This window comes from Micromonospora sp. KC721 (genome assembly GCF_004348355.1).
Classification (GTDB): domain Bacteria; phylum Actinomycetota; class Actinomycetes; order Mycobacteriales; family Micromonosporaceae; genus Micromonospora.
Window position 1 is genome coordinate 1 of the sequence record NZ_SMJY01000093.1, and the last position, 22,704, is coordinate 22,704.

The following is a 22,704-nucleotide window of genomic DNA, read 5'->3' on the forward strand; positions in this document are numbered from 1 at the left end:
GGTGGCGGGCGGTACGACCTGCTCGGCCAATGACGTTCCTTCCCGGGGCGGGGCTGTGAGCAGACGACACCGTAGTCACCAAGATCGAAGCCTGCTGACCCGCCGGACTCAGCCGTTCAGCCATTTCCGCGAGCCGATGCTCACCCGGTCGGCGTCGGGGCCGCCGTCGGGGTCGGGGTCGCCGTGGGCACAGCTGGGGCGCCGGTCGTCGGCGCGGTCCCCGGCACGGCCGGCGGGTTGGCCGGCGGTACGACCCCGGGCACGGCCGGCGGGTTGGCCGGCGGTACGACCTCGGGCACGGTGGGTACGGCGGCCGGCGGGCGGGGCCGGAAAGGCGCCTGCTGCGGGCAGTACGGGTAGCCACGCTGCACCGGATTGACCTCGGGCAGGGTCGGGGCGTCGCAGGACGGCCAACCGAGCCGGATCGGGGTGCCGTTCTGGTCGAACAGCCGCGCGTTCTCGACCAGCCGGCCCTCACTGTCGTAGACGTAGACGTCCTCCACCGCCTCGTACGGGTGCCCCACGGAGACCGTGTCGTACCCGTACGTGCTGTCCCAGTTGGCCCGCTCGTCCGCCTGCACCAGCACGGTCAGGCCGAAGATCACCAGGACCACCGTGCCGGCGTGCATCAGCCGGCGCGGCCAACGCTTCAGCGTGCCGACGTTGCGGCCCAGCCAGATCGAGGCGAGCACAAACCCGACCAGCAGGAGAGCACCGGCGACGACGCTGTGCCCGAGCCGGGGCAGCAGGGCCACGTCCCCGTTGCTGCTCAGCACGCCGAGCAGCAGGGCGGCCAGGTAGCCGCGCAGCACCCACCACGCCGGCCGGAGCAGCCGCAGGAACTCACCCGCCGAGGCGTACCCGAGCAGGGGGCCGAGCCGGGCGTCGACGCGGGCCAGCCGGCTGCGGGCCCCGCGCACGACCGCCCCGATCCGCGACTCCAGGCTGCGGCTGCCGTCGGTCCGTTCACCCGCGCCGGCGGCGGTCCGCAGTTCGGCGGCGTACGCCTCCGGCTCGCCGAGGCGCTGCACCAGCGAACCGTCCCCCTCGGCGGCGACCTCCGCGAGATGCTCCGGCAGATCCTCGGTCAACTCGTCGCGGAGCGCCGGTGGCAGGTCGGCCAGCGCGGCGCGTACCCGTCCGACGTAGTCCGTGATCTCCTGCCCCGTGACGGTCATGCCGCCATCCCCCGATCGTCGAGCAGTCTGTCCATGGTGGTGGCGAAGGAACGCCAGGTCTTGCCGGAGCGGGTGAGCTGGTCCCGCCCGGTGGCGTTGAGTGAGTAGTACTTGCGGTGCGGCCCGGACTCGCTCGGCACCACGTACGTGGTGAGCAGCCCGGCGGCGAAGAGCCGGCGCAACGTGCCGTAGACCGAGGCGTCACCGACCTCCTCCAGCCCGGCCGCCTTGAGCCGGCGCAGGATGTCGTAGCCGTAGCCGTCGGAGTCCCGCAGGACGGCCAGCACCGCCAGGTCGAGCACACCCTTGAGTAGTTGTGTGGTGTCCACAGCTTCACACACTACTGCGCACTGCGGAATACCGTCAACAGCGTGATAGCTGCGCAGCTGGGCTCACTGTGATCTCCACGAGGTCGTCGACCTCGACCAGGACCTCACTGCGCCAACCGCCGCAACGGTTCGGCGTCGCGCTGCGCGACCTCCCGCGCGAGATCCCGCACCTAGCTGCGACGGTCGTCCGCCGCGGTCTCCGCGAGGCTCCAGGCGATGCCGTCGAGGATGTCGTGCTCCGAGGCGACCACCGAGGACATCCCGGCCCGCTCCATGATCACGCGCAACACCAGCGCACCCGCCCCGATCACGTCGGCCCGCCCCGGGTGCATCACCGGGCTGGCCAGCCGCTGCTCGCGGGTCTTCGCCAGCAGGTCGGCGGTCACGTCGGCGACCCGGTCGTAGGACACCCGGGCGTGGTGGATGCGCTTGGGGTCGTACTCCGTCAGGCCCTCGGCGATCGCGACGACGGTGGTGACCGACCCGGCGAGGCCGACGAGCGTGGCGACCTCCCGCCCCGGGACGGCCGCCAGCGCGCGGTCCACCGCGACCGCGATGTCGGCCTGCGCGGCGGCGATCTCGTCCAGCCCCGGCGGGTCGCCGTGCAGGTGCCGCTCGGTCATCCGGACGCAACCGATGTCCATCGAGATCGCCGCCTGCACGCCCTCGGTGCGGGTACCGACCACGAACTCGGTCGAGCCGCCTCCGATGTCGACCACCAGGTACGGCGGCTCGGCGTCGGCGGGCAGGCCGCGCACCGCGCCGGTGAAGGAGAGCCGGGCCTCCTCGTCGCCGGTGACCACCTCGGGAGCGACGCCGAGGGTCCGCTCCACCATGGCCCGGAAGTCACCGGCGTTCTCCGCGTCGCGCGACGCCGAGGTGGCGCACATCCGTACCCGCTGCGCGCCGAGCCGCTCGATCTCGGCGGCGTAGCCGGCCAGCGCCAGCCGGGTCCGCTCGATCGCCTCGGGAGCAAGCCGGCCGGTCCGGTCGACGCCCTGACCGAGCCGGACGATCTCCATCCGGCGGGTCAGGTCGACCAGCGGCGCCTGCGGGCCGGCCGACGGGTCGGGCAGATCGGCGACCAGCAGGCGGATGGAGTTGGTGCCACAGTCGATGGCGGCCACGCGCGTCGTCACGGCAGCAACCCTACGGCAGCCGGTCCGCCGCTACAGGCGCAGCAGCATCCGGGTGTTGCCCAGGGTGTTCGGCTTGACCCGTTCCAGGTTCAGGAACTCGGCGACGCCCTCGTCGTACGAGCGGAGCAGCTGTTCGTAGACCGGCTGCGGCACCGGCGCACCGTCGATCTCGGTGAAGCCGAACGAGGCGAAGAACCGGGTCTCGAAGGTGAGCACGAAGATCCGGGCCACCCCCAGCTCCCGGGCCGCCTCGATCAGCTCGGCGACGATCCGGTGACCGATCCGCTGCCCCCGGCAGGCCGGGTCCACCGCGACCGTGCGGATCTCGGCCAGGTCCTCCCACATCACGTGCAGCGCGCCGCAGCCGACCACGGTGCCGTCGCCGGCCACCGCGACCCGGAACTCCTGCACGTCCTCGTAGAGGGTGACGGTGGCCTTGCTCAGCAGCCGCCGGTCGTCGGTGTAGGTGTCCACCAGCCGCCGGATCCCGCGCACGTCCCCGGTGCGGGCCCGCCGAACGACGACCTCGCCCGTGCTCACTCGACGACCGGCAGGTCCACACAGGGACCGGCCGCCCACCATCGCTCCACCAACGCGAGGGTCTCGTCGCCGAACGGGTTGACCCCGGGCCCGGCGGCCAGTGCGTGTCCCAGGTGCACGTGCAGGCACTTCACTCGCCCGGGCATCCCACCGGCGGAGATGCCGGCGATCTCGGGCACCTCACCGATCGCCTCCCGGCGGGTGAGGTAGTCCTCGTGCGCCGCCCGGTAGCGGGCGGCCAGCTCCGGGTCGGCGGCGAGGCGGTCGGCCATCTCCTTCATCAATCCGGCCGACTCCAGCCGGCTGCACGCCGCCGTCGCGCGGGGGCAGGTCAGGTAGAACAGCGTCGGGAAGGGGGTGCCGTCGGTCAGCCGGGGGGTCGTCTCCACCACGTCCGGCAGGCCGCAGGGGCAGCGGTGGGCCACCGCCCGGGTGCCCCGGGGCGTGCGTCCGAGCTGCGCGGCCACCGCGGCCAGGTCGGCCTCCGTGGCCGGTTCGCGCTTCGGCGGGGGTACGGAGTCCGCCGCCGGCTCCTGCGGTGGTACGACAGTCACGGTGCCCATCTCTCGTTCGGTGCCGGGGTGCTGCTCACTGGTCGGGGCGCTCCGCGTTCGCCGCCCGTACGCTCGACCACAGCGTGTCGTACCAGGGATCCGGGTCCTTCGGCGGGGCCTTCGGCCGCCCGGCCGCGGCGTCCCGGGCGGCCCCCTCCGGGTCGTACAGCACGATCACCGGGGTCTCGCCGGGCGGGACCATGAAGAAGCGCTCCCGCGCCTTGATCTTGATGTACTCCTCGTCCTGCCACTTCGCGGCCTCGGCCGACAGCCGGGCGATGTCCTGCCGCTGGGCGACCTGGGCGGCCTCCATCCGCTCGATGTCCACCTGCTGGTCGAGGTAGACCCGGACCGGATAGGTGTACGCCAGGGCGAGCGCGATCAACACCGCGAAGAGCACGGTGGCCCGCCCGGTGAAGCGTCGGGGGTGGGGTGCGGTCAGCCGCCTGATGGTGCCACCGGTCGCCGTACGCCGGGCGGCGGCCGGACGGCTCGCGGAGCGTACGCCGTCGGTGCCCCGCACCCGCGCGGCGCTGCGCGGCTCGGCACGGATCCCACCGTCGCGGACCGACGTCCGGGCGCGGGCCCCGCCCGGCCGACCGGTCGGTCGGCGGGCGGGACGCGGGCCACCCGGTGTGCGGCGCTGCTGCATCGTCACACCCCTCCCCCGAGGCTTCGCGTCGTCAGGCGGAACGGTAGCGCGGGAACGCGCCCGCGCCGGCGTACCGCGCCGCGTCGGCCAACTCCTCCTCGATCCGCAGAAGCTGGTTGTACTTGGCGACCCGGTCGGAGCGGGCCGGGGCGCCGGTCTTGATCTGGCCACAGCCGGTGGCCACCGCCAGGTCGGCGATGGTGGTGTCCTCGGTCTCGCCGGAACGGTGGCTCATCATGCAGGTGAAGCCGGCCCGGTGGGCCAGGTCCACCGCGTCGAGGGTCTCGGTCAGCGAACCGATCTGGTTGACCTTCACCAGCACCGCGTTGGCGGCCTTCTCCGCGATGCCCCGGGCGATGCGCTGCGGGTTGGTGACGAACAGGTCGTCGCCGACGATCTGGATCCGGTCGCCCACCGCCGCGGTCAGGGTGGCCCAGCCGCTCCAGTCGTCCTCGGACAGCGGGTCCTCGATGGAGACGATCGGGTAGTCGCCGATGAGCTTGGTGTAGTAGTTGCTCATCTCCTCGGCGCTCTTCGCGCTGCCCTCGAAGGTGTAGGTGCCGTTGTCGAAGAACTCGGTGGCGGCCACGTCGAGGGCGAAGACGATGTCGGCGCCCAGCCGGTAGCCGGCCTTCTCGACCGCCTCGGCGATCAGGTCCAGCGCGGCGGCGTTGGTGGGCAGGTTCGGCGCGAAGCCGCCCTCGTCGCCCAGGCCGGTCGACAGGCCCTTCTTCTTCAGCACCGACTTGAGCGCGTGGTAGACCTCGGTGCCGGAGCGCAGCGCCTCACGGAAGCTGGGCGCGCCGATCGGAGCGATCATGAACTCCTGGATGTCGACGTTGGAGTCGGCGTGCGCCCCACCGTTGAGGATGTTCATCATCGGCACCGGCAGCAGGTGCGCGTTCGGGCCGCCCAGGTAGCGGAAGAGGCTGAGCTCGGCGCTGCCGGCGGCGGCCTTCGCGACGGCCAGCGAGACACCCAGGATGGCGTTGGCGCCCAGCTCGGCCTTGTTGTCCGTGCCGTCGAGGTCGAGCATCTTCTGGTCGATCAGCCGCTGCTCGCTGGCCTCGTACCCGATGAGCTGGTCGACGATCTTGTCTTCGATGTTGGCGACCGCCTTCTCGACGCCCTTGCCCTGGTAGCGGTCGGAGTCACCGTCGCGCAGCTCGATCGCCTCGAAGGCGCCGGTGGAGGCGCCGGAGGGCACCGCCGCGCGGGCGATCGTGCCGTCGTCGAGGCCCACCTCGACCTCGACCGTCGGGTTGCCCCGCGAGTCGAGAATCTCCCGGGCCACGATTCCCTCGATGGTTGCCACTGAGTCGCTCCTCGTTCGTGTGTGCGAGTCCGGTATGGGCCGCGACGGTGCGGCGGAGGCAAGTGTTGAACGCAGCGTATCGGGCGGCAGCCCGGCGCATGGCGTCGCCCGGGCCACGGGCCGTACCGTGCACCGCGCACCCAGCCGGACATTCCCGGATTCTCCGGCCTCAACCGGCAACGGGTTTGCGTCCGGTGGACCCGATCGACCAGGCTGGTCACCATGCCCGCCGTCTCGCCCACGCTCCGCGTGCTCACCGTGTCGGTCATCGCGTCGCTCTCCGTCACCGGCTGTCAGGCCCTGACCGACACCGGGCGCGTCCTCGGCCGGTCCGACCTGGTCAACGACCTGGCCGCGCGACTGGACGGGGCGCTGACCGAGACCTGGGCCGCCGACTACCAGTTCGACGGCGGGCGGACCGCCTCGATCGCCCAGACGCAGCAGCCGCTGCGCTCGACGTACACCTGGCCGGACGGCAAGATCACCGTCACCCAGGACGCGATCACCCGGTGCGCGACCGCCGGTGGGCGTACCAACTGCACCGTGCTGCCCCCGACGGTGACCGCCGGCAAGCCCTCGGTGCTGGTCTACACGGAGGCGAAGAAACTCGGCCTGGTCACCCCGCCGGCGGTGATGCGGCTGCTCACCGACGCCGCCCTCGATCCGGACGCGGTGATCACGCAGAGCGACACCACGGTGGCCGGTCACCATGCCACCTGCGTGGATGTCCGGCGCTCCACCGACGCCTTTCACACCTGCGTGACCAGCGAGGGCGTGTTGGGCAGCTTCGCCGGCACGCTCGACGGCCGTCCCACCGAGATGACGCTGAACCGGTTCTCCGCGGCGGTGGACGCCACCGCGTTCGACCTGCCGGCCGGTGCCGGCGTGGTCGACCGCCGCCCGGCCACCTCCTGACGCGGGATCAGATCCCGAGCAGGGTACGCAGGTGGCGCGGCGGCGGGCAGTCGTGCGCCAGCATCGCGTCGTGCCACTCGCGCACCGACACCCCAGCCGGCCGGACCCGGGCGATGTCCGCCATCTCGCTCCACCCGACGAAGTACGTGGAGAGCTGGGTGGAGGTGAGCAGCGCCCGCCGCCACTTGCCGGCCGCCTCGCCCTCCTCCTGGAAACCCCGCCCGGTCATCAGCGCCATCGCCTCGGCCTCGGGCAGCTCCTCGCAGTGCACGAGCTGGTCGAGCAGCGCGTTGATGGTCATCCGTAGCTGCATCTTGAGCTGCTGCAACCGCACCGGCAGACCACCGAAGCCGAGGCCGACCATCAGCTCCTCGGCGTACACCGCCCAGCCCTCGATGAACACTCCCGACTCGGTCAACGGCCGGACCCGGGTCGGGCCGGCGTACCGGCGGGCGTGGGCGAGTTGCAGGAAGTGCCCCGGCATCGCCTCGTGCACGGTCAGGTTGCGGATCATGTGGTCGTTGTACTCGCGGTAGAACGACTCGACCCGGTGCGCGGGCCAGCCGGCCGGGGTGGGCGCGATGCAGTAGAAGGTGGGCAGGTCCGCCGTCTCCAGCGGGCCGGGCGAGTCGCAGTAGGCGACCGCCACCCCCCGGGCGAACTCCGGCATCTCCTGGATCACGCACGGGTCGTCGACCAAGGTCACCAGGTCGTGCGCGCGGACGAAGTCGGTCGCCTCGTCCAGGGTGACCGAGGCGAGGTCCACGATGGTGTGGTTGTCGGGATGCTCGGCGGCGAGCAGGTCCAGCGCCCGGCGTACCGTCTCGTCGTCGGCCGGCCCGCCGACCAGCTCGACCGCCGCCGACCGGATCTCCTCGGTGACCCGGTCCAGGTTGTCCCACGCCCGCCGCTGGACCTCCGCCGCGCCCAGCTCCGTGTCGAGGGTGTGCCACAGTCGCGCCTCCCAGCGCCGCCGCCCCAGCCGGGGGTCGCGCCCCGGGCCGGCGTCGGCGGCCAGGCCGTCCCGCAGCCAGGCCACGAACTCCTCCAGCGCGGCGATGGCACCGGTGGCTGCCGGCCCCAGCCGGTCGTATCCGGCGGGCACCTGGGCCAGCAGCGCCGGCACCTCGTCGCGGATCAGCGCCGCGGTGCCGGTGAACTGCCCGACCGCCGTCTCGGCATGGATCCGCGGCATGTCGCGCAGCGTCGCCCGCGCGGTCGCCAGGGCGTCGGGTACGGCCGCCAGCCGCCCCGCCAGGTGGGTCAGCCGCTCCTCCACCGGGGCGTACGGGCGGGCGAACAGGGCGTGCAGCACCGGGCCCGGGTTGTGCCGCAGCGGGTCCCACTCGTGGCTGCGGATCTCGGCGTTGTCGAACAACGCCCGGTCCACGAAGGAGCTGAGCAGGGCGTGATCGACCCGCTCGTCGACGTCGAGGGCGTCCGCGTCCAGCTCGGCGAGGGCGTCGGCGGCGTCGGTCAACATCGCCTGGTCCGCCGCGACGGCGTCGGCGGAGAGGTCGGGTAGCCGGTCGTCGTACCGGTGGTCCCCGACGGACGTGGCGAGGCCGGGGCGGCTCTCCAGCAGGGCGTCGACGATCCGTTCGGCGAGGGGTACGAAGGACTCCATCCCCCGACCCTACCGACGCCTGCGCACCCGCCGTGGCACGCGGCCCGGCCCGGTTATCCACGATCCGGAACCATGAACAAGGCGGCTATGCACGCGGTGTATACCCTCAGTGTATTCTGCTGGCATGAACGTTCCTGTCACCCTCCTCGGCCTGCTCGAACGGGAGCCCAGCCACGGCTACGACCTGAAACGCGAATATGACGCGTACTTCGGCCGCGGCAAGCCGCTGCCGTTCGGCCAGGTCTACTCGACACTCAGCCGACTGGCCCGCGACGGCAAGGTGGTGATCAGCGAGGTCGGTCCGGGTGACGGGCCCGACCGCAAGCGCTACGTCATCACGGACCTGGGCGCGACCGAGGTGGAGCAGTGGCTCACCCAGCCGGTCGAGCCGGAACCGCATCTGCAGACGGTGCTGTTCGCCAAGGTCGTGCTCGCGTTGATGCTGGACCGCCCCGCCGGTGAATACCTCGACACCCAGCGCCGCGCGCACCTGCAACGGATGCGCGAGCTCACCGAGATCAAGCGCACCGGCGGTCTCGTCGACGCGCTGCTGGCCGATCACGGCCTGTACCACCTGGAGGCGGACCTACGGTGGATCGAGATGACCGGCGCTCGGCTGGACGCCCTCAAGAAGGAGGTGCGGCCATGACGATCGCGATCGAGGCGCGGAACGTGATGTTCTCGTTCGGCAGGACCCCCGCGCTGCGGGGGGCCAGCATCGCCGTGGAATCGGGCGAGATCCTCGCCATCATGGGGCCCAGCGGCTCGGGCAAGTCGACGCTGCTGCACTGCCTGGCCGGCATCCTTGTTCCCGGCTCCGGAGAGGTCCTGTTCGACGGAGCCCGGGTCGACTGCATGACCGAGGCCGAACGCAGCAGGCTGCGCCGGGACCGCTTCGGGTTCGTCTTCCAGTTCGGTCAGCTCGTCCCGGAGCTCACCGCGGTGGAGAACGTCGCCCTGCCGTTGCTGTTCGGCGGGGTCCGCCGGACGGAGGCGCTGCGAAAGGCGTACGGCTGGTTCGAACGGCTCGGCATGGACGGCATGGAGCAGCGCCGATCGGGGGAGCTGTCCGGTGGCCAGGCGCAGCGCGTCGCCCTCGCCCGCGGCCTGGTCGCCGGGCCGAAGGTCCTCTTCGCCGACGAGCCGACCGGCGCGCTCGACTCGCTCACCAGCGAGCAGGTCATGGACCTGCTGGTCGCCGTGGCCCGTGAGCAGGGCACCACGGTTGTCCTGGTGACCCACGAACCACGGGTCGCCGCGTGCGCCGACCGCGAGGTCATCGTCCGCGACGGGCGCGTGAACGCGCCGGATCGGATCGCGTCATGATCGGCTTCGGGCTACGCCTCGCGGTGGCCGGCGGCCGGGAGGCGCTCACCCGGCTCGTCATCATCGCCGCCGCGGTCGCCGTGGGCGCCGGGCTCCTGCTGACCACCCTCGCCGGCGTCAACGCCGTCAACGCGCAGCTCACCCGGTACGCCTCCCTGCATCCCACCGCCTCGACGGGCGGCACCGCGGATCCGCTGTGGTGGTCGACACGGGGCGATTACTTCCGCGGCGAGCAGATCATCCGCATCGACGTCGCCGCGACCGGGCCGGACGCGCCCACCCCCGTCGGCATTCCGAAGACGCCGGGGCCGGGCGAGTACCACGCCTCGCCGGCGATGCGGCAACTGCTCGCCGCCAACCCCGCCGACCAGCTCGGCGACCGCTACCCGGGGCGCGACGTCGGCACGATCGGTCCGGCAGCGCTCACGTCGCCGGACGCCCTGCTCATCATCGTCGGCGGCACCCCCGACGAGGTCGCCAAGCTGCCGAGAGCCAGACAACTCACCAGCATCGGCGACAACACCCCCGCGCTCCCCGAGACCGTGGTGAATCTCATCATGGGCGTGATAGCCGGTGGTCTGCTGTTTCCGGTGCTGATCTTCATCGGCACCGCCACCCGGCTCAGCGCCGCCCGCCGGGAGCAGCGGTTCGCCGCGATGCGCCTGGTCGGTGCGACACCGAAACAGATCTCGATGATCGCGGCGGCCGAGGCGGCCGCTGCGGCCGTCGTCGGCACCGCCCTCGGCTTCGTGCTGTTCTTCGCCTTCCGCGGCCACCTCGCCGCGATTCCGTTCACCGGCATGCGGTTCTTCACCGACGACATGTCGCTGGGAGCGCTGGACATCCTGGTGGTCGCGCTCGGCGTTCCGGCCGGCGCGGTGCTGGCGGCGCGGGTCTCGCTACGACGCGTCCGGATCTCCCCGCTCGGCGTCACCCGGCGGGTCACCCCCCGGCCCCCGCGCGCGTACCGGCTTATCCCGCTCGCGCTCGGCGTCGCCGTGCTGGCATTCGCCCTCGTCCACCGGCCCCCCACGGCGGACGGCCAGACCGCCGTCTTCCTGCCCGGACTGCTGCTGATCATGGCCGGACTGATCCTCGCCGGCCCCTGGCTGACCATGATGGGCGCCCGGGCCATGGCACGGCGCGCCAGCCGACCTGCCACGCTCATCGCCGCGCGGCGCCTCGCCGACAACCCGAGGGCCGGCTTCCGGGCGATCAGCGGCATCATGCTCGCCCTCTTCGTCACGAGCGTGGCCGTCGGCGTGATCACCACGATCGTCGCCAATCGCGGCCCGGCGCCGATCGGATCGACCGACGCCGGCACACTGTCCACCGTCTTCACCGAGAACCCGCCGTCGGTGCCCGACACCGTGCTGACCGACCTGCGCGCGGTCCCCGGCGTGCGCAGCACGACGGTGGTCCGCGAGAACCCGGCCCTCGGCAACGGCCGCGATCCAGGGTTGGTCGCGTGCACCGACCTTCCGCCGGCGTACGGCCGGTGCGCCGACGGCGTCACCGTTGCCGAGGTGCCGATGAACCTCATACCCTTCGAGCAACCGGCATCCTCCACGAGGGTCTGGCCCGCCGCGTCCGTCACGTTCGACGAACTCCAGCGGTTGCCGGTGGCGTCGATCGTCGTCGGGACCGACGCTTCGGCCGCCGCGCTGGAACGCTCGCGCACCGTTCTCGAGGTTGCCTACCCGACGGAATTCTGGGTAGCCCCCAACGTGCCCGGCGACTTCGAGGCCGACTTCGCCAACCAGGTACGCGGCTGGCAACAACTGGCCCACGTCATCATCATCGCCAGCCTCGCACTCGCCGGCTGCAGCCTGGCGGTCAGCGTGGTCGGCGGCCTCAGTGAACGCAAGCGCCCGTTCAGCCTGCTCCGCCTCAGTGGCGCGCCGGTGCGGACCCTGCGACGCGTGGTTCTCCTGGAAAGCGCCGTGCCGATGCTCGCCGTGGCTGTGGTCGCGGTCGGCATGGGCTTCCTCGCCGCTCAGTTGTTCCTCAAGGCGCAGATGGACTACACGCTCACCGCTCCAGGCGGAGGGTTCGCCGCCATCGTGATCGTCGGCTTGGCCGCCTGCCTCGGCATCATCGCCTCCACCCTGCCGTTGCTGGAGCGCATCACCGGCCCAGAGACCGCACGCAGCGAATGACCGGGAGGGTCGGCGGGGGGATCACACCCCGGGAGGCGGTGCGGCGGCGGCGCGCGAGATCAGGGGCGAGCGGCGCGTTCGGCGGCGCGGACGGCGTCGGCGTACGCGAGGGTGGTGCGCCGCAGCGCCGCCTCCGCGTCGATGCCGGCCTCCCGGGCGGCGGCGACCGTGGCCAGCAGGCTCGCGCCGAGCCTCGCCTCCGGATCGACCTGCGAGTCGGCCAACGGGGGCGGGACGGCCAGGCCGACCCGGCCGGCGCGATTCAGGACCTTCGCCGCCAGGGCGAGCGCCGGCTGGCTCAACGCGATGCCGTCGAGCACCGACGCGCGGGCCTTCTCCTCCCGCTTGATCCGCTCCCAGCTGGCCTCGATCTCCTCGATGGTGCCCGCCTCGCCGCCGGCGAAGACATGCGGGTTGCGGCGAACCATCTTGTCCACCAGGACGCCGGCCACGTCGTCGACGTTCCACCGCTCGCCCTCGGGCAGGTTCTCCGCCAGCCGCGCGTGCAGCAGCACCTGGAGCAGCACGTCGCCCAACTCCTCACGGAGCGCGTCGGTGTCGTCGGCGCTGATCGCGTCGTACGCCTCGTAGCACTCCTCCAGCAGGAAACCGGCGAGGCTACGGTGGGTCTGCGCCCGCTTCCACGGGTCGCCGCCCGGGGAGGCCAGCCGGTCCATCACCTCGACCGCGTCCAGCAGCCGCGCGCCGGGCGGATCCCACGAGCCGTACATCAGCTCCAGTTCGGCCAGCCCCGGTTCCCGGGCCAGCCGCAGCCCCAACTCCCGGGCCAGCGACTCGTCGCCGGTCGGCCCGGCCAGCCAGACCGCCGTACCGTGCCCGGCGACCGCGTCGAGCAGCGCCTGGGTGGCGCCGGTGTCGACCAGGGTGACCTCGACGCCCGCCGCCCGGACCGCCACGGTCAGCGGGCTCTCCGCGCCGGCCAGCACCGGCGCGGAGCGTACGGCGTCCCAGGCGGCGGCGGTCAGCAGGCCGGCAGGCAGCCGGGGTGAGGTGACCAGCAGGACGATCCGGGCGCAGGTGCTCAGGGCGCCACCGCCTGCTGCTCGTCCGGGGTGACGGCGGGGTCAGGGGTCGAGACCTCGGTGACCGGGCTGCTCGCCTCGACGTACGGCAGGGCGTAGAAGATCAGCTCCTGGCCCTTGTTCACGAAGGAGGGCACCCCGAGAGGCGTGAAACGCGGGTTCACCGAGAGGTCGACCTTCTCGGCCTGCTCCTCCAGCCCCGCGCTGAGCGCCGCCGCTGAACGCACGAATCCGCCGTCGCCGAAGACCTGCCGTACCTGGGCCACGGTCAGCCCGGGCTGGATCCCGCCAACCTTCGCGATGGCGTGGTAGACCGCCATCACCGACTCGTCGCTCAGCTCGGCCGGCGGCAGCTGCTGGTTGAGCGTCGTGGAGATGTCCACCCACTCGCCCCACAGCTTCGCGTACTCGGCCTGCGGCGGCATCCGCAGCTCCGGGGCGAGCTGCTCCGGGGTGAACTGGTCGGTCACCGACAGGCCCCGCTCGGCCACGATCCGCTTGCCCAGGTCGATGCTGACCAGCAGGTTCACCACGTCCTGCCGGGTCACCGTCGAACGGAGCTGATCCGCGGTGGGGGTGGCGCCGGCCTCGGTGGCCTGCTGCCGGACCGCCTCCGCGAAACGCGACTGGGCGTCGTCGTAGATCTCGTCCACCCGGTCGATGGAGTAGGTGCGGTCCCCGACGTACGCCGCCACGTCCGGCGACATCCTGCCGCAGGCGGTCAGAGAGAGGACACCGAGAGCCGCGACGCTGGCGGCGGCGATGAGACGGCGAGCACGCATGACGGTCACTCTCTCATGCCCTCCCCGCTGCGGCGACAGCCCCCACCCACTCCTCGGGCTCGCCTGTGTCACCTTCCGCTCGCCACTGCGGGGCGGGCAGAACCGGCCCACTCCTCGGGCTCGCCTGTCTCACCTTCCGCTCGCCACTGCGGGGCGGGCAGAACCGGCCCACTCCTCGGGCTCGCCCAACACGTCGGAGAGGAGTTGGGCGCACCACTCCAACAGCGCCTGGTCGCGCAGCGGCTCACCGCCCACCCGCCGGGTGCTCGGCCGGGGCACGCTGACCTGGTCGAGGGCCTGCTTGTAGACCGAGTCCGGGTGGTACCGCTTGAGCCGCAGCTGCTTCGAGTCGGGCAGCGGCAGCGGGCCGAACCGGATGTGCTTGCCCTGCAACGACACGTCGGTGAGGCCGTACCGGCGGGCCAGCAGCCGGAACCGGGCCACCGCGACGAGGTTCTGCACCGGAGCGGGCGGTTCGCCGTACCGGTCGGTCATCTCGGCGACCACCTCGCGCAGCCGCTCGGAGTCGCGCGCCTCGGCGAGCTTGCGGTACATCTCCAGGCGCAGCCGTTCCACGCCGACGTAGTCGTGCGGCAGGTGCGCGTCGACCGGCAGGTCGACCTTGACCTCGCTCTCCTCCTCCGGGCGCTCGCCCTTGAACGCCGACACCGCCTCGCCCACCATCCGGACGTACAGGTCGAAACCGACGCCCTCGATGTGGCCGGACTGCTCGCCGCCGAGCAGGTTGCCGGCGCCCCGGATCTCCAGGTCCTTCATCGCCACGTACATGCCGGCGCCCAGCTCGGTGTGCTGGGCGATGGTGGCCAGCCGCTCGTGCGCGTGCTCCGTGAGCGGCTTGTCCGGCGGGTAGAGAAAGTACGCGTACGCACGCTCCCGGCCCCGGCCGACCCGGCCCCGGATCTGGTGCAGCTGGGCCAGGCCGAGCAGGTCGGCCCGCTCCACGATCAGGGTGTTGGCGTTCGGGATGTCGATGCCCGACTCGACGATCGTGGTGCAGACCAGGACGTCGAACTCCTTCTCCCAGAAGCCGACCATCACCTTCTCGAGCGCTTCCTCGCCCATCTGGCCGTGCGCCACCGCCACCCGCGCCTCGGGCACCAGCTCGCGGATCCGCCGGGCCGCCCTCTCGATCGACTCCACCCGGTTGTGCAGGTAGAAGACCTGCCCGTCGCGGAGCAGCTCGCGGTGGATGGAGGCGGCCACCTGCCGATCGTCGTACGCCCCGACGAAGGTGAGCACCGGGTGCCGCTCCTCCGGCGGGGTGGCGATGGTGGACATCTCCCGGATGCCGGTGATCGCCATCTCCAGCGTCCGGGGGATCGGGGTGGCCGACATGCTCAGCACGTCGACCGAGGCCCGCATGCTCTTCAGGTGTTCCTTGTGCTCGACGCCGAAACGCTGCTCCTCGTCGATGATCACCAGTCCGAGGGACTTGAACCGGGTGGCCGACTGGAGTAGCCGGTGGGTGCCGATGACGATGTCGACGGTGCCGTCGGCGATCATCTCCAGCGTCCGCTCGCTCTCCTTCGGGGTCTGGAACCGGGACAGCTGCCGGATGGACACCGGGAACTGGCTCATCCGCTCGGCGAAGGTGTTGTAGTGCTGCTGCACCAGCAGCGTGGTGGGCACCAGCACCGCCACCTGCTTGCCGTCCTGCACCGCCTTGAACGCCGCCCGGACCGCGATCTCGGTCTTGCCGTACCCGACGTCGCCGCAGATCAGCCGGTCCATCGGGACGGTCTGCTCCATGTCCCGCTTGACCTCCTCGATCGCGGAGAGCTGGTCCGGCGTCTCCTGCCACGGGAAGGCGTCCTCCAGCTCCCGCTGCCAGGGGGTGTCCGGGCCGAACGAGTGCCCCTTGGACGCCTTCCGGGCGGCGTAGAGCTGGATCAGCTGGGCGGCGATCTCGCGGACCGCCTTGCGAGCCCGGGCCTTGGACTTCTGCCAGTCCGACCCGCCCATCTTGTGCAGGGTGGGCTGCTCGCCGCCGACGTACCGGGAGAGCTGGTCGAGCTGGTCGGTCGGGACGAACAGCCGGTCGCCGGGCTGGCCACGCTTGCTCGGGGCGTACTCGATGACCAGGTACTCCCGGCTCGCGCCGTTGACCGTGCGTTGCACCAGCTCGACGTACCGGCCGATGCCGTGCTGCTCGTGCACGACGTGGTCGCCGGTCTTCAGCTCCAGCGGGTCGATGGTGTTGCGCCGCCGGCTCGGCATCCGGCGCATGTCCCGGGTGGAGGCGCCCCGGCCACCGGTGACGTCGTTGCCGGTGAGCAGCACGAACTTCGACGCCTCGTCGACGAAACCGGTGGTCAGCCGCCCGCAGCAGACCAGCAGCTCACCGGGGGCCGGTGCGGTCGGCACCTGGTCGACCAGGCGGGCGCCGAGGCCCGCGTCGTGGAGCACCTCGACGGCCCGCTGGGCGGGACCGTGCCCCTCGAAGACCAGCGCGATCGACCAGCCCTCACCGGCCCAGCGCTTGAGGTCGTCGACCACCCGGGCGGTCTCGCCGTGGTAGAGCGGGGCGGGTTGGGCGGCCAGGGTCACCGCGATGGCGTCGTCCGGGGTGACGTCGACCTCGCCGGGCGCGTCCTCCCACGGTTGCCGGGCCGGGGCGGTGGCGTCGGCCTCGGCCAGGCCGAACGGCGCGAGCGTCCACCACGGCTGGCGCAGGGCACGGGCGTGCGCACGGACGTCGGCGAGGGTCCGGAACGCGGCGGCGCCGACGTCCACCGGGGCCTGCCCGCCGGTCGCGGCGGCCTGCCAGCTGGCCTGGAGGAACTCGTCGGAGGTACGGACCAGGTCGTGCGCCCGGGTGCGGATCCGCTCCGGGTCGCAGAGCAGCACGTGGGTGCCGGCCGGCATGCAGTCCAGCAGCAGTTCCATCGAGTCGGGCCCGATCAGCGCCGGGGCGAGGGATTCCATCCCCTCGACCGGGATGCCCTCGGCCAGCTTGTCGAGGATCTCGGCCAGTTCCGGGTGCTCCTCGGCGAGCGCGGCGGCCCGCTTCCGCACCGCCGGGGTAAGCAGCAGTTCCCGGCAGGGCGGGGCCCACAGCCGCGGCACACCCTCGATGGTCCGCTGGTCGGCGACGGCGAAGGTGCGGATCTCCTCCACCTCGTCGCCCCAGAACTCGACCCGGGACGGGTGCTCGTCGGTGGGCGGGAAGACGTCCAGGATGCCACCGCGTACGGCGAACTCTCCCCGCTTGGTGACCAGGTCGACCCGGGCGTACGCCAGGTCGGTGAGCCGGCGGGCCACCTCCTCCAGGTCCGCCTCGTCGCCGGCGGCGAGCTGGACCGGCTCCAGGTCGCCGAGTCCCTTGAGCTGCGGCTGTAGCAGGGACCGGACGGGGGCCACCACGACCCGCAGGGCACCGCTCCGGCCGTCCAGCTCCATCGATGCGGGGTGTGCCAGCCGGCGCAGTACCGCCAGTCGCCGGCCCACCGTGTCGGAGCGCGGCGAGAGCCGTTCGTGCGGCAGCGTCTCCCAGGACGGAAAGACCTCCACCTGCTCCGGCGGGAGGAGGCTGGCCAGCGCGGCGGCCAGGTCGTCGGCCTCACGGGTGGTGGCGGTCACCGCGAGCACGGGACGTCCGGCCCCACCGGCTGGCTCGTCGGCGGCGACGGCGGCGACGGCGAACGGGCGCAGCGCGGCCGGGGCCGTGAGGTCCAGCCCGTCCACCTGGGCGGCACCGGAGCGCGCCAGGTCACGCGCCCGGGCCAGCCCGGGGTCGGCCAGGGCGGCGGTGAACAGTCCGGTGAGCATCAGTGACCACTTCCCCGCGGGAGCACACGACGATCACCCCTCGCCCGGTCTGGACGGGGGGTCTGCGTCTCGACACTATCTCCACGAGACCCGATCGGCCCGCCTGCCATGGCGGACCCAGGTGACCCACAGCCGGGATCTTGACTGGGTGGGCGGCGAATGGTCGGGTGGGGGCATGACGGGGCAGCATCGCGCACAATTCGACGCAGAGATCACCTTCGCCAACGGTGGCGGTCTGCGGACCGACGGTTTCCGGCTGGACATCCCCGGCCCGGACATCGACGACGACGAGCTGGCCGCACTCCTTGTCCGGCACCTCGGGCTGCTGATGGTGGACACGGTACGGATCAGCAACAAGACGATCATCGAGGAGCCGCACAAGGGCGGTCGTGGTGTGGCCGCACCCGACGGCGGCGGGGCTCGACGCCTGGTCGAGCTGAGCCACGTGGTCACCGACGGGATGGTCACCCTGCCCGGCTGGCCGGCACCCCGGATCACCGAGTGGCTGACCCGGGAGGCGTCCCGGGCGAACTACGCCCCGGGCACCGACTTCCAGGTGGGCCGGATCGACATGATCGCCAACACCGGCACCTACCTGGACGCTCCGGCACACCGGTACGCCGACGGCGTGGACCTCACCGGCATACCGTTGGACCGGCTCGCCGACCTGCCCGGCCTGCTGGTCCGGGTGCCGGCCGGCACGCGGGCGGTGGACCGGCTGCTGCTGGCGCCGTACGACGTGGCCGGGCGGGCGGTGCTGCTGCACACCGGCTGGTCCGCGCACTTCGGCACCGACCGGTACGCCGCGCCCGACGCACCCCATCTCACCGCCGACGGGGCACAGGCACTGGTCGAGGCGGGCGCGACCCTGGTCGGCATCGACTCGATCAACATCGACGACATGAGCCCGGCCGCGCGGGGCGAACGCCCCGCGCACAGCGCCCTGCTGGCCGCCGGCATCCCGATCGTGGAGCACCTGACCGGTCTGGACGCGCTGCCGCCGGAGGGGTTCCGGTTCACCGCCGCCCCGCCGAGGGTGGCCGGGATGGGCACCTTCCCGGTTCGCGCCTTCGCCGTCGTCTGACCGCCCCCGGTTGGCAAGATCTACTCCGATTGCGGCGTGTCGGCGTATCCAGAAGACCAGATACCCCCGTCTGCCGCAATCGGAGTACCACTCGCCGGCGACGACGGTTCAGGCCACCCGGAGCGCGGTCGGGCCCAGCCGGCGCACCAAACCGTTGGGACAGGTACGCGAGGGCGCGGGACTGGGCCAGGTCGAGCGGCCACCGGTCGACCTCAGCCCCGGCGGACAGCTCCAGCAACAGGCCGGACGGCGGGGTCGGGCCGACCTCCATCCGCCACAGGCCGAGCCGGGCCTGGATCACCTCGTCACCCCGGACGGCCGTGTCGACGAGACGGGACAGGTGCAGGTCGTTGCGCCCGGCGCAGTCCGGGCCGCGTAGGCACCAGTGGGGGTGGGTGTCGTTCGATAGGTTGTCCACGGGCCGGGGTCCTTCCCGGTCAAGGCCCGGGGATCGGAGTGCCACCTCCACCCCGGGCCGCCTTGTAGGTCTGGGAGACCTGCCACGGTCGCCCTCCTGAACCTAGAACTACCTGTCATGTCAGGTCAAGCCCTTGCAGCACATTTCATTGACGGTCCGCGTCCAGCCGTGATCACATGGGCACACCTGCCACGGAAGTCTGCCCATGCCTGCCTACACCAAGAAGCAACGCCTCATCGACACGTTGACCCGGCGCATCGAGTCGGGCGAGTATCCGCCGGGTGCCAAGCTGCCGTCCGGCACCGAACTCTGCCTTGAGTTCCAGGTCTCTCGCCAGGTGGTGCGATCCGCCATCGACTGGCTGAAGGCACGCGGGCTCGTTGACGGCGCACCCGGAGCGGGTGTCTTCGTTCGGGATCCCGGCGCTCAGTAACGAGCCCGCAGGCCGGAGCCGCCCCGTCAAGAGGTGCGGCCATCCATGATCGTGGGGAAGGTGACATCCCGGTCCCCCTCCTTACCGAGGGGGCGGCACGGATACCATCCAGGGAGTCGGACAGCGCTGTCCTTCGTACTCGCGTAAGGAGCGCATGGTGACCGACCAGCACGACCACGACGGGCCCGACGCCGCTCTCCGGGCCGACATCCGCCGCCTCGGCACCCTGCTCGGCCAGACCCTGGCCCGCCAGGAGGGTCGGCCCCTGCTCGACCTGGTCGAGGAGATCCGCGCCCAGGTCCGCTCCGACCCCCCGGCCGCCGCGCGGCAGCTCGGCGGGCTGGACGTGACCACCGGCACCAAGCTGGCCCGCGCCTTCTCCACCTACTTCCACCTGGCGAACATCACCGAGCAGGTGCACCGGGCCCGGGAGCTGCGCCGTCGCCGCGCCATGCACGGTGGCTGGCTGGACCAGGCGGCCAAGATGATCGCCGAACGCGGCGTGCCGGCCGAGGAGATCGCCGCGGCGGCCCGCCGGCTCGCGGTACGCCCGGTGTTCACCGCCCACCCCACCGAGGCGGCCCGCCGTTCCATCCTGTCGAAGCTGCGCGCCGTCGCCGACGAGTTGGACGCCGAGACCGCCAACGCGATCCTCTACGGCGCCAGCGACGAGGGGCCGGCCAACCGGCGGCTCGCCGAACTGCTCGACCTGATGTGGCAGACCGACGAGCTGCGGCTGGACCGGCCCGACCCGACCGACGAGGCCCGCAACGCCATCTACTACCTGCGCGACCTGTACGCCGAGGCCGCGCCGCAGGTCCTCGACGACCTCGCTGACACACTGCGTACCCTCGGTGTGGAGACCTCCCCGACGGCCCGGCCGTTGACCTTCGGCACCTGGATCGGCGGCGACCGGGACGGCAACCCGTTCGTCACCCCGGCGGTCACCCGCGAGGTGCTGCGCATCCAGCACGAGCACGGCATCGCCGCCACCGAGAAGGCGATGGACCACCTCATCAACGAGGTCTCCGTCTCCCGCCGGCTGCGCGCGGTGTCGCTGGACCTCTCCGCCAGCCTCGCCGCCGACCTGGACGCGCTGCCGGAGGTGGCACCCCGGTTCCGTCGGGTCAACGCCGAGGAGCCGTACCGGCTCAAGGCCCGGTGCGTGAAGGCGAAGCTGGCCAACACCCGACAGCGGCTGCGCAACGCCACCCCGCACGTGCCGGGGCGGGACTACCGCGGCTCGGCCGAGCTGATCGCCGACCTGGAGCTGCTGCGTGCCTCCCTCGCGCGCAACTCCGGGCAGCTCACCGCCGTGGGCCGGCTCGCCTCCACGATCCGTACCGTCTCCGCGTTCGGCCTGCACCTGGCGACGATGGACGTCCGGGAACACGCCGAGAAGCACCACGAGGTGCTCGCCCAGCTGTACGCGGCCGTCGGCGAGGTCGCCGACTACCCGGCGCTGAGCCGGTTGGAACGCACCAAGCTGCTCGCCGACGAGTTGACCGGCCGCCGGCCGCTCTCCACGATGGACACCCCGCTGACCGAGAGCGCGCAGAAGACGTTCGACGTGTTCGGCACGATCCGGGAGGCGCAGGACCGGTTCGGCGCCGAGGTGATCGAGTCGTACATCATCTCGATGACCCTAGGTGTCGACGACGTGCTCGCCGCGGTGGTGCTGGCCCGCGAGGCCGGCCTGGTCGACGTGCACAGCGGGCGGGCCCGGGTCGGCTTCGTACCGCTGCTGGAGACCCCGGCCGAGCTGAACGCCGGCGGCGACCTGCTGGACGAGCTGCTGTCGCTGCCTGCGTACCGGGCCCTCGTCGCGGCCCGTGGCGACGTGCAGGAGGTGATGCTCGGCTACTCCGACTCCAACAAGGAAGCCGGCATCACCACCAGCCAGTGGTCCATCCACCGGGCTCAGCGCGCGCTGCGCGACGTGGCCGCCCGGCACGGCGTACACCTGCGGCTCTTCCACGGCCGGGGCGGCACGGTGGGTCGCGGCGGCGGCCCCACCCACGAGGCGATCCTGGCCCAGCCGTACGGCACCCTGGACGGCGCGATCAAGGTGACGGAGCAGGGCGAGGTCATCTCCGACAAGTACACGCTGCCGGCGCTGGCCCGGGAGAACCTGGAGCTGACCGTGGCCGCGGTGCTCCAGGCGACACTGCTGCACACCGCGCCCCGGCAGCCGGCCGAGATGCTGGAACGCTGGGACGCGGCGATGGACGTGGTCTCCGACTCGGCGTACCGGTCGTACCGGTCATTGGTGGAGAATCCGGACTTGCCGGCGTACTTCTGGGCCTCCACCCCGACCGAACTGCTCGGCGCGCTGAACATCGGCTCCCGGCCGGCGAAGCGGCCGAACACGGGCGCCGGCCTGGGCGGCCTGCGGGCCATCCCGTGGGTGTTCGGCTGGACGCAGACCCGGCAGATCGTGCCGGGCTGGTTCGGTGTCGGTTCCGGCCTCGCCGCGGCCCGCGCCGCCGGGTTGGACGACGTGCTCGCCGAGATGCACCGCAACTGGCACTTCTTCCGCACGTTCCTGTCGAACGTCGAGATGATGCTGACCAAGACGGACCTCACCATCGCCCGCCGCTACGTGGAGACGCTGGTCCCGAAGAAGCTGCACCCGATCTTCGAGACGATTGAGCAGGAGTACGAGCTGACCAAGCAGGAGGTGCTGGCGGTCACCGCCTCGCCGGCCCTGCTGGACAACTCACCGGTGCTTCAGCGCACCCTCGCCGTGCGGGACACCTACCTGGAGCCACTGCACCACCTCCAGGTGGCGCTGCTTCGCCAGTACCGCGACTCCGGGGCCGCCGGGCGTGCGGTGGCCACCGCGCCGGGCGGGCGGCGGGCTCCCAGCGACGGTACGGCGTTGGAGCGGGCGCTGCTCACCACGGTCAACGGCATCGCCGCCGGCATGCGCAACACCGGCTGACTGTCCCGCCGGCGCTCTGCCGCCGCCTTGCCAGCGCTGTGCCACGCCAGTTGCGGCAAAGCGGGGTGTCCCGCACCTCTGACACCCCGCTTTGCCGCATCCCGTGTCGATCATGCCCGGCCCAGGGATGACCGGGCAGCGGCACCGAAGCCGTCAGTCGCCGAACCCACCACCGAAATCACCACCACCGAAATCACCACCACCGAAGTCACCACCACCGAGGTCACCACCACCGAGGTCACCGGCCCCGGCGTCGCCGGCCCCGGCGTCGCCGCCGGTGACGTCCCCTTGGTCGCCGTAGTCGGCGCCGTCGCCGAAGCCCTCCTGGTAGCCGGCCTCGTAGCCAGGGTCGGCGAAGGCCGGGGAGAACAGCGCGTCGGCGATCAACATGCCGCCGATCACCCCGGCGCCCGCGCCCAGCGCGGTCTTCCACCACGGCGTGGAGTACCAGCCGGCCGGCACCGGCCGCCCCTGCAC

18 protein-coding genes and 1 pseudogene are annotated in these 22,704 nt (G+C 72.2%); 7 read left to right on the plus strand and 12 right to left on the minus strand.

Annotation, left to right across the window (positions count from 1 at the left end):
• Positions 1-140: 140 nt before the first annotated feature.
• From E1182_RS17110 to eno, 7 genes are all read right to left on the minus strand, one after another.
• Entirely contained in the window at positions 141-1,178 is a 1,038-nt protein-coding gene (locus E1182_RS17110) for a hypothetical protein (RefSeq protein WP_132266176.1), read from the minus strand.
• Positions 1,175-1,507 carry a PadR family transcriptional regulator gene (locus E1182_RS17115; protein ID WP_132266179.1) on the minus strand — a complete coding sequence of 111 codons (333 nt, stop codon included), beginning with the start codon at positions 1,505-1,507 and terminating at the stop codon, positions 1,175-1,177. Before E1182_RS17115 ends, E1182_RS17110 begins: the two co-directional genes overlap by 4 nt.
• Positions 1,508-1,677: 170 nt before the next feature.
• On the minus strand, positions 1,678-2,634 hold the full coding sequence (locus E1182_RS17120; RefSeq protein WP_132266232.1) for a Ppx/GppA phosphatase family protein: 957 nt from the start codon (positions 2,632-2,634) through the stop codon (positions 1,678-1,680).
• 42 nt (positions 2,635-2,676) lie between these two features.
• Positions 2,677-3,186 carry an amino-acid N-acetyltransferase gene (locus tag E1182_RS17125; protein WP_243706263.1) on the minus strand — a complete coding sequence of 170 codons (510 nt, stop codon included), beginning with the start codon at positions 3,184-3,186 and terminating at the stop codon, positions 2,677-2,679.
• Positions 3,183-3,740, minus strand: a complete 558-nt coding sequence (locus tag E1182_RS17130; RefSeq protein WP_132266185.1) for a DUF501 domain-containing protein — start codon at positions 3,738-3,740, stop codon at positions 3,183-3,185. The genes E1182_RS17125 and E1182_RS17130 overlap by 4 nt, the downstream gene beginning before the upstream one ends.
• A gap of 34 nt (positions 3,741-3,774) precedes the next feature.
• Positions 3,775-4,392 (minus strand): septum formation initiator family protein, encoded by a 618-nt coding sequence (locus tag E1182_RS17135; RefSeq protein ID WP_132266189.1) that lies wholly within the window; start codon positions 4,390-4,392, stop codon positions 3,775-3,777.
• Between the two features lie 31 nt (positions 4,393-4,423).
• On the minus strand, positions 4,424-5,707 hold the full coding sequence (eno, locus tag E1182_RS17140) for a phosphopyruvate hydratase (protein WP_132266192.1): 1,284 nt from the start codon (positions 5,705-5,707) through the stop codon (positions 4,424-4,426).
• Positions 5,708-5,929: 222 nt separating this feature from the next.
• Between eno and E1182_RS17145 the strand changes: the two genes are divergently transcribed.
• Positions 5,930-6,622 carry a hypothetical protein gene (locus E1182_RS17145; RefSeq protein ID WP_132266195.1) on the plus strand — a complete coding sequence of 231 codons (693 nt, stop codon included), beginning with the start codon at positions 5,930-5,932 and terminating at the stop codon, positions 6,620-6,622.
• A 7-nt stretch (positions 6,623-6,629) separates the two neighbouring features.
• On the opposite strand, the gene E1182_RS17150 is transcribed toward E1182_RS17145, so the two are convergent.
• On the minus strand, positions 6,630-8,249 hold the full coding sequence (locus E1182_RS17150; RefSeq protein ID WP_132266199.1) for a DUF885 domain-containing protein: 1,620 nt from the start codon (positions 8,247-8,249) through the stop codon (positions 6,630-6,632).
• 124 nt (positions 8,250-8,373) lie between these two features.
• Here E1182_RS17150 and E1182_RS17155 point away from each other — a divergent pair, with 124 nt between their 5' ends.
• Genes E1182_RS17155 through E1182_RS17165 form a run of 3 tightly spaced genes read left to right on the plus strand, consistent with a single transcriptional unit; the run spans position 8,374 to position 11,734 of the window.
• Positions 8,374-8,898 carry a PadR family transcriptional regulator gene (locus E1182_RS17155; RefSeq protein ID WP_132266202.1) on the plus strand — a complete coding sequence of 175 codons (525 nt, stop codon included), beginning with the start codon at positions 8,374-8,376 and terminating at the stop codon, positions 8,896-8,898.
• Positions 8,895-9,575 carry an ABC transporter ATP-binding protein gene (locus E1182_RS17160; RefSeq protein WP_132266206.1) on the plus strand — a complete coding sequence of 227 codons (681 nt, stop codon included), beginning with the start codon at positions 8,895-8,897 and terminating at the stop codon, positions 9,573-9,575. Before E1182_RS17155 ends, E1182_RS17160 begins: the two co-directional genes overlap by 4 nt.
• Positions 9,572-11,734 carry an FtsX-like permease family protein gene (locus E1182_RS17165; protein WP_132266210.1) on the plus strand — a complete coding sequence of 721 codons (2,163 nt, stop codon included), beginning with the start codon at positions 9,572-9,574 and terminating at the stop codon, positions 11,732-11,734. The genes E1182_RS17160 and E1182_RS17165 overlap by 4 nt, the downstream gene beginning before the upstream one ends.
• A gap of 59 nt (positions 11,735-11,793) precedes the next feature.
• Here the strand turns inward: E1182_RS17165 and E1182_RS17170 are convergent, their stop codons facing one another.
• The 3 genes from E1182_RS17170 to mfd all read right to left on the minus strand — a co-directional run bounded on the left by E1182_RS17170 (position 11,794) and on the right by mfd (position 17,348).
• Positions 11,794-12,780 carry a nucleoside triphosphate pyrophosphohydrolase gene (locus E1182_RS17170; RefSeq protein ID WP_132266213.1) on the minus strand — a complete coding sequence of 329 codons (987 nt, stop codon included), beginning with the start codon at positions 12,778-12,780 and terminating at the stop codon, positions 11,794-11,796.
• On the minus strand, positions 12,777-13,559 hold the full coding sequence (locus E1182_RS17175; protein WP_132266217.1) for a hypothetical protein: 783 nt from the start codon (positions 13,557-13,559) through the stop codon (positions 12,777-12,779). The genes E1182_RS17170 and E1182_RS17175 overlap by 4 nt, the downstream gene beginning before the upstream one ends.
• 129 nt (positions 13,560-13,688) lie before the next feature.
• On the minus strand, positions 13,689-17,348 hold the full coding sequence (gene mfd, locus E1182_RS17180) for a transcription-repair coupling factor (RefSeq protein ID WP_132266220.1): 3,660 nt from the start codon (positions 17,346-17,348) through the stop codon (positions 13,689-13,691).
• A gap of 175 nt (positions 17,349-17,523) precedes the next feature.
• Here mfd and E1182_RS17185 point away from each other — a divergent pair, with 175 nt between their 5' ends.
• The 3 genes from E1182_RS17185 to ppc all read left to right on the plus strand — a co-directional run bounded on the left by E1182_RS17185 (position 17,524) and on the right by ppc (position 22,227).
• Positions 17,524-18,432: a cyclase family protein gene (locus E1182_RS17185; RefSeq protein WP_132266223.1), complete on the plus strand. Its 909-nt coding sequence runs from the start codon at positions 17,524-17,526 to the stop codon at positions 18,430-18,432.
• Positions 18,433-19,055: 623 nt separating this feature from the next.
• Positions 19,056-19,283, plus strand: a complete 228-nt coding sequence (locus E1182_RS17190; protein ID WP_132266226.1) for a winged helix-turn-helix domain-containing protein — start codon at positions 19,056-19,058, stop codon at positions 19,281-19,283.
• 157 nt (positions 19,284-19,440) lie between these two features.
• Positions 19,441-22,227 carry a phosphoenolpyruvate carboxylase gene (gene ppc / locus E1182_RS17195; protein WP_132266230.1) on the plus strand — a complete coding sequence of 929 codons (2,787 nt, stop codon included), beginning with the start codon at positions 19,441-19,443 and terminating at the stop codon, positions 22,225-22,227.
• Positions 22,228-22,380: 153 nt separating this feature from the next.
• Here the strand turns inward: ppc and E1182_RS17200 are convergent.
• Positions 22,381-22,704 (minus strand): annotated as a pseudogene (locus E1182_RS17200) (hypothetical protein); the annotation flags it as partial.

Coding starts and splice junctions, on each gene's coding strand:
- E1182_RS17110 (WP_132266176.1), bottom strand. CDS start 1,178: ATGACCGTCACGGGGCAGGAGATCACGGACTACGTCGGACGGGTACGC.
- E1182_RS17135 (WP_132266189.1), bottom strand. CDS start 4,392: ATGCAGCAGCGCCGCACACCGGGTGGCCCGCGTCCCGCCCGCCGACCG.
- E1182_RS17145 (WP_132266195.1), top strand. CDS start 5,930: ATGCCCGCCGTCTCGCCCACGCTCCGCGTGCTCACCGTGTCGGTCATC.
- E1182_RS17150 (WP_132266199.1), bottom strand. CDS start 8,249: ATGGAGTCCTTCGTACCCCTCGCCGAACGGATCGTCGACGCCCTGCTG.
- E1182_RS17155 (WP_132266202.1), top strand. CDS start 8,374: ATGAACGTTCCTGTCACCCTCCTCGGCCTGCTCGAACGGGAGCCCAGC.
- E1182_RS17160 (WP_132266206.1), top strand. CDS start 8,895: ATGACGATCGCGATCGAGGCGCGGAACGTGATGTTCTCGTTCGGCAGG.
- E1182_RS17165 (WP_132266210.1), top strand. CDS start 9,572: ATGATCGGCTTCGGGCTACGCCTCGCGGTGGCCGGCGGCCGGGAGGCG.
- E1182_RS17175 (WP_132266217.1), bottom strand. CDS start 13,559: ATGCGTGCTCGCCGTCTCATCGCCGCCGCCAGCGTCGCGGCTCTCGGT.
- mfd (WP_132266220.1), bottom strand. CDS start 17,348: ATGCTCACCGGACTGTTCACCGCCGCCCTGGCCGACCCCGGGCTGGCC.
- E1182_RS17185 (WP_132266223.1), top strand. CDS start 17,524: ATGACGGGGCAGCATCGCGCACAATTCGACGCAGAGATCACCTTCGCC.
- E1182_RS17190 (WP_132266226.1), top strand. CDS start 19,056: ATGCCTGCCTACACCAAGAAGCAACGCCTCATCGACACGTTGACCCGG.